The sequence below is a fragment of the Kitasatospora sp. NPDC059462 genome, from assembly GCF_042749955.1.
In the GTDB taxonomy this organism is placed as follows: Bacteria; Actinomycetota; Actinomycetes; order Streptomycetales; family Streptomycetaceae; genus Kitasatospora.
In genome coordinates, this window is the sequence record NZ_JBHYUU010000323.1 from 1 (window position 1) to 5,175 (window position 5,175).

1 protein-coding gene is annotated in these 5,175 nt (G+C 70.3%); it reads right to left on the bottom strand.

What is annotated here, in order from left to right; translation table 11 throughout:
* Window positions 1-5,175, bottom strand: a 5,175-nt coding sequence (locus ACFXAM_RS37755; protein WP_380298357.1) for an amino acid adenylation domain-containing protein, incomplete at both ends; no start/stop codon positions are given.

A 5,175-nucleotide genomic window follows, 5' to 3' on the forward strand; every position in this document is an offset into this window, starting at 1 on the left:
CGTCGGGGGTGGCGGCGGCCTGGCGTTCGAAGGCGTGGTGGACGCACTCCTCGCCGGTGATGACGTGGGCGGGGTTCCACTCCTCCAGCAGCTGGACGGTTTCGGCCTCCGGCAGGTAGGTCGCGCGGGCGTCGCCGGACGGGTCGGCGGCCATCGCCTCCAGCACCCGCCGGTACATCTGCGCCAGCCGCTCGGCGTTCTCCCTGCTGAGCACATTGGTGGCGCCGTTGATGTTGATGTTGCCGCCGGTCGCGATGATGTTGAGCGCGAACTCGTTGATGGAGACGCGGAACACCGCGCCGACGTCCACCCGCTGGCGGTCGACCTGGTGGAAGTCGAGGTAGTCGAACAGGATCGTGAGCAGGCGCTCGTCGGACCCCGTGTGGCGCTGGATCGCGGGCAGCGGGTACCGGCGGTGCTCCCACGTCGCGGTCTCCTGCTCGAAGACCTGCTGCACCAGCTCGCGCCAGGTGCGGGCACTGCGGTCCATCGGGAACGGCACCGTGTTGAGGTGCATGCCCAGCACCCGGTCCGAGTCGACCGCGTCCATCCGCCCGTGGGCCACCAGGCCCGTGTGGTACGCGGATTCGGGCGTCAGCATGCCGAGCGCCTTCAGGTGCGCGGCCAGCAGCACGCTCTTCAGTGAGGTCTTGGCCTCGCGGGCGAGCTGCCGCAGTTCCGTTTCGAGGTCGAGGAACGGCACCTGCACCCGGTACAGCTCCATCGGCTTGTCCCGGTCCGCCCAGTCGGCGGGCAGGGTCACCGGCATGTGGGTGTCCACGATGCCGTGCCAGAAGGCCTGGTCCGCCTCGCTGTCGAGGGAGTCCAGCTCCGCCCCGATGAAGTCCGCGTACCGCACGGGCAGCGGCTCGACCGGCAGTTCCTCACCGCCGGCGCGGTAGTGCTGGTAGACGTTCAGCAGGTCCATCAGCAGGGTGTTGTTGCTCCAGCCCTCCAGGATCGCGTGGCAGTAGGTGACGGTGAACCGCCAGACGTCGTCCTCCTCCAGGTGCACCGCGAAGCGCAGCAGCGGACCCGTCGCGAGGTCGAACAGCTCGGCGCGCTCCCTGGCCACGAACTCCAGGCCGGCCTTCTCCTTCTCCGCCGAACCGAGGTGGCGGAGGTCGTGGATGGCGATGGGGATGTTGACCTCGCCGTGCACCAGCTGGAGCGGCTGCGAGTAGCCGGTGAGGTGGACGGAGGTGCGCAGGATGTCCTGCTGGAGGCCGATGGTCCGGACCGCCTTGCGGAACGCCGTTGCGGAGAAGGGCTCCTGGCCGGGCAGTCGCTGCGTGTTGACGTTGTGGTAGACGTTCCGCCCGTTGCCGGCCAGCATCTCGACGATCATGCCGGTCTGGATCTGGGACAGCGGGTAGGCGTCGACCACGTCGGCGGGCAGCGCGGCCCGGTCCTCGTCGCCGATGAGGCTGAACGGGGCGACGGGTTCGGTGCTGACCGGTCCGCTGTGGGCGGCGTGCTGGGCCAGTGCGGCGATGGTGCGGTGTTGGAAGATCTGCTGGATGCTGAGGTCGTAGCCGGCCTGGCGCAGTGCGCCGGAGAGGCGGACGGCGCGGATGGAGTCGCCGCCGAGGTCGAAGAAGCTGTCTTCGACGCTGACCTGGTCGGTGGGCAGGTCGAGGACCTGGGCCCAGACGGCGGTGACGCGTTCCTCGACGGGGGTGCGGGGGGCGACGTGGGCGGAGGCGGCGAAGGCGGAGCGCTCGGGTGCGGGCAGGGCCCGGTGGTCGAGCTTGCCGTTGGGGGTGAGCGGGATCTCCTCGATGGCGACGAAGGCGGCGGGGACCATGTAGTCGGGGAGGGTCTGGGCGAGGTGCTTGCGCAGTTCGCCGGCGTCCGGTCCCTGGTGGGTGGTGGGGACGAGGTGGGCGACGAGGGACTTCTGACCGGTGGTGTCGGTGTAGGCGGTGACGACGGCGTCGCGGACGTCGGGGTGTTCGGTCAGCTTGGCCTGGATCTCGCCGAGTTCGACGCGGTAGCCGCGGATCTTGACCTGGGTGTCGATGCGGCCGAGGAACTCCAGGGTGCCGTCGGCCAGGCGCCGGGCGAGGTCGCCGGAGCGGTACATCCGTGAGCCGGGTTCGCCCCAGGGGTCGGGGACGAAGCGCTCGGCGGTGAGGTCGGGGCGGTTGAGGTAGCCGCGGGCGACGCCGGGGCCGGCGACGTGGATCTCGCCGGGGATGCCCACGGGCACCAGGTGGCCGCGCTCGTCGAGGAGGTGGATGGCGAGGTCGGCGAGGGGGCTGCCGACGGGGTTGCGGTGCGGGTTGGCGAGGTCGGCCGCGGTGACCTGGTGGTAGGTGGAGTGCACGGTGGTTTCGGTGATGCCGTACATGTTCACGAGGGCGGGCATCTCGGAGCCCAGGCGGTCCGTCCAGGGCGCCAGGTCACCGATCTCCAGCTTCTCACCGGCGAAGACGACTGCTCGCAGGGCGAGTTCGTCGATGCGCGGGTCGCCGTCGGCGGCGAGGGTGGTGAGGGAGCGGAAGGCGGTGGGGGTCTGGCAGAGGATGGTGGCGCGCTGGGTGACCATGAGGTCGAGGAAGTCGTGCGGCGAGCGCAGGACCTCGAACGGGGCGACGACCAGGCGGCCGCCGTGGAGGAGGGCGCCCCACATCTCCCAGACGGAGACGTCGAAGGCGTAGGAGTGGAACAGCGTCCACACATCGTCCGCTCCGAACGCGAACTGCTCGCGCACCGAGGCCAGCAGGCGCCAGACGTTGGCGTGGGTGAGCGTGACACCCTTCGGCGTACCGGTGGAACCGGAGGTGTAGATGACGTAGATCAGGTTGTCCGGGCGGACGTCGACCGAAGGATTGTCCGTGGGCCGGGCCTCGATCGTCGTCGCGTCCTCGATGGAGTCCAGGACGATCGTGCGGCCCTGGTGGATGGTGCTCACGAGGTCGGTGTGCTGCTGCTGGGTGACGACGATCTGTGCGCGGGCGTGGCCCAGGATGTAGCCGAGGCGCTCGACGGGGTTGGAGGGGTCGAGGGGGAGGTAGCCGGCGCCGGACTTCAGCACGCCCAGGATGGTTGGGATGAGGTCGATGCCGCGCTCCAGGCACACCGCGACGAGGGTCTCCGGCGTGGCGCCCTGCTCGATGAGGTGGTGGGCGATCCGGTTGGCCCGCTCGTTGAGCTGGGCGTAGGTGAGGTGGGTGTCCTCGAAGGTCAGCGCGAGGGCGTCGGGCGTCTCGGCGGCCTGGCGCTCGAAGGCGTGGTGGACGCACTCCTCCCCGGGGATCGTGAGAGCCCGGTTCCACTCCTCCAGGAGCTGGACGGTCTCGGTCTCGGGCAGGTAGGTCGCGCGGGCGTCACCGGACGGGTCGGCGGCCATCGCCTCCAGCACCCGCCGGTACATCCCCACCAACCGCTCGCCGTTGGCCCGGTCGATGACGTTGGTCGCCGTGGCGATGCCGAGTCGTCCGGGGTTCGCGAGGACGGTCATGGCGAAGTCGTTGAACGCGTCGTCCACGTTGGCCTGGATGTCCACCGAGCCGGTGTCGACCTGGTGGAAGTCCTGGTAGTCGAACATCACGTCGAGCAGTCGCTCCGAGCCGCCGGTGTTGCGCTGGATGGCGGGGAGCGGGTAGCGGCGGTGGCCCCAGATGGCGGTTTCCTGGTCGAAGACCTGCTCGACCAGCTCGCGCCAGGTGCGGGCACTGCGGTCCGCCGGGAACGGGACGGTGTTGAGGTGCATGCCGAGCACCCGGTCGCCGCCGGTGGCCTCCAGGCGGCCGTGGGCCACCAGACCGGTGTGGAAGGCGGGTTCGGGGGTCAGCATGCCGAGGACCTTGACGTGCGCGGCGAGCAGCACGCTCTTCAGCGACGTCCGGGCCACGGCCGCCAGCCCGCGCAGACCCGACTCCAGATCGTCGTAGACCACTTCGAGCTGGTAGTTCTCCCCGGGCGTGGCGTCGCTCTGCCAGCCGGCCGGCATGGTGAGCGGAGCGTGCAGGCTGGTGATGTCCTGCCAGAAGGCCTGGCTCTTCTCACCGTCCAGGCACTCCAGCTCCGCCGCGATGAAGTCGGCGTACCGGACGGCCGGCGGCTGCGGGAGCGTGAGCGGCACCCCGTCGCGGATGCATCGGTAGGCCTCCAGCAACTCCATCAGCAGCGAGTTGACGCTCCAGCCGTCCGTGATGGCGTGGCACTGGGTGAACGTCAGTCGCCAGGACCGGTCGGACTCCAGGTGCACGTTGAGCCGCATCAGCGGAGCGGTCGCGAGGTCGAAGAGCGCCGCCCGCTCCCGGTGGAGGAGCGCGAGCTCGTCGGCCCGCCGTTCGTCCGCGGTGAGCTCGCGCAGGTCGTGGACGCTGAGCGGGATCTCCACCTCGGCGTGCACCAGCTGCAACGGCTGCGAGTAGCCGGCCAGCTGCACGGACGTCCGCAGGACGTCGTGCCGCGCGGCGACGACGGCCAGTGCCTCCGTCAGCGCCGCCGACGAGAACGGCTGGTCGTCCGGCACGCTGTAGGAGTTGATGTTGTGGTAGCTGGCGTGGTCGTTCTCGGCCAGCATCTCGACGATCATGCCGGTCTGGACCTGCGACAGCGGGTAGGCGTCGACCACGTCGGCGGGCAGCGCGGCCCGGTCCTCGTCCGTGACGAGGGCGAAGGGCGCGACCGGTTCGGTGTCGGTCACCGGTCCGCTGTCGGCGGCGTGCTGGGCCAGCGCGGCGATCGTCCGGTGTTGGAAGATCTGCTGGATGCTCAGGTCGTAGCCGGCCTGACGGAGCGCGCCGGAGAGCTGGACGGCGCGGATGGAGTCGCCGCCGAGGTCGAAGAAGCTGTCCTCGACGCTGACCTGGCCGGCCGGAAGGTTCAGGACCTGGGACCAGATCGCGGCGATCCGCTCCTCGACCGGGTTGCGCGGTGCCACCTGATCGGCGGAGGCGAACACCGACCGCTCGGGCGCAGGCAGGGCTCGGTGGTCGAGCTTGCCGTTGGCGGTGAGCGGGATGGTGTCGATGGTGACGAAGGCGGCGGGGACCATGTAGCGGGGGAGTGTGGCGGTGAGGTGGTCGCGCAGGTCGGCGGCGTCGGGGGTGTGGCCGTCGGCGGCGACGAGGTAGGCGACGAGCTGCTTGCCCTTCTCGGTGTCGTGGGTGGTGACGACGGCGTCGTGGACGTGGGGGTGGGTGGTGAGTGTGGTCTGGA